The following is a 1,628-nucleotide window of genomic DNA, read 5'->3' as shown; positions in this document are numbered from 1 at the left end:
TTAACCGGTATTCCATGGCCTGAAGAGTACGGTGGAATTGGAAGCGATTACTTAGCGTACGTAATTGCTATTGAAGAATTATCTCGAGTTTGTGCTTCAACAGGTGTAACACTATCTGCACATACTTCACTTGCGGGATGGCCAATTTTTAAATTTGGGACGGAAGAACAAAAGCAAAAGTTTTTACGACCGATGGCTGAAGGGAAGAAAATTGGTGCATACGGTTTAACGGAGCCAGGATCTGGATCGGATGCTGGTGGAATGAAGACAATCGCAAAGAGAGATGGCGACCATTATATTTTAAATGGATCAAAAATTTTCATTACAAATGGCGGTATTGCTGATATTTATGTTGTTTTCGCGCTAACTGATCCTGAATCGAAGCAGCGCGGTACGAGTGCATTTATTGTAGAAAGCGATACACCAGGATTTTCAGTTGGGAAGAAGGAGAGCAAGCTAGGGATTCGCTCTTCACCAACGACTGAAATTATGTTTGAAGATTGCCGTATTCCTGTAGAGAATCTACTTGGAGAAGAGGGGCAAGGATTTAAAGTTGCGATGCAAACATTAGATGGAGGTCGTAACGGTATTGCGGCGCAAGCTGTTGGTATTGCGCAAGGGGCTTTAGATGCTTCTGTAGAATATGCAAGGGAGCGCCATCAATTTGGAAAGCCAATTGCGGCGCAGCAAGGGATTGGCTTTAAACTTGCGGATATGGCAACAGATGTAGAAGCGGCACGCCTTTTAACATATCAAGCGGCTTGGCTTGAATCAGAAGGGCTTCCGTATGGAAAAGAATCAGCGATGTCAAAAGTATTTGCAGGGGATACAGCGATGAAGGTGACGACTGAAGCGGTGCAAGTATTTGGTGGTTACGGTTATACGAAAGATTATCCAGTAGAACGTTATATGCGAGATGCAAAGATTACACAAATATATGAAGGAACACAAGAGATTCAGAGGCTTGTAATTTCTCGTATGTTAACGAAGTAGGAACGAAAGCGTAGGTATTTTCCTACGCTTTTTCCTTCCAAAAAATAATAGAGAGAGGTGAAGGGAATGGTTAAACATAATGTACATGCATCGGTGAAAGATGAAAAATTAGTTGCGTTAAGACGTGAACAAATGATTAAAGGTGCGGTGCAACTGTTTAAACAAAAAGGATTTCCGCGTACAACAACGAGAGAGATTGCAAAAGCGGCTGGGTTTAGTATAGGGACACTTTATGAGTACATTCGTACAAAAGATGATGTTTTGTATTTAGTTTGTGATAGTATATATGAACATGTAAAAGAACGATTAGAGGAAGTAGTGTGTACAGAAAAAGGGAGTATAGAAAGTTTAAAGGTAGCGATAACGAATTACTTTAAAGTGATGGACGAATTACAAGAAGAAGTATTAATTATGTATCAAGAAGTACGTTTTTTACCGAAAGAATCTCTCCCATATGTATTAGAAAAAGAGTTTCAAATGGTAGGAATGTTTGAGGATATTTTAGAACAGTGTACGGAAAATGGAACATTTATATTAAATAAAAAAGAAATACAGCTTCTTGCACATAATATTTTTATACAAGGACAAATGTGGGGGTTTAGACGCTGGGCGCTGCAAAAACTGTATACGCTCGA

Annotated in this window: 2 protein-coding genes; both read left to right on the top strand. The window is 39.7% G+C overall.

All coding sequences use genetic code 11. The annotated features are described in order from the left end of the window. Nucleotides 1-993, top strand: a 993-nt coding sequence (gene acdA / locus MR170_RS30520; RefSeq protein ID WP_242310624.1) for an acyl-CoA dehydrogenase AcdA, incomplete at its 5' end; no start/stop codon positions are given. A 66-nt stretch (nucleotides 994-1,059) separates the two neighbouring features. Further along, nucleotides 1,060-1,628 (top strand): TetR/AcrR family transcriptional regulator (locus MR170_RS30515; protein ID WP_242310622.1); only part of this gene is annotated, 569 nt, incomplete at its 3' end.

Origin of the sequence: Bacillus cereus group sp. BfR-BA-01524 (assembly GCF_022662595.1) — a bacterium.
GTDB lineage: Bacteria > Bacillota > Bacilli > Bacillales > Bacillaceae_G > Bacillus_A > Bacillus_A thuringiensis_S.
The sequence above is the reverse complement of the archived record's forward strand: the minus strand, read 5'-3'. Positions and strand labels throughout refer to the sequence as shown.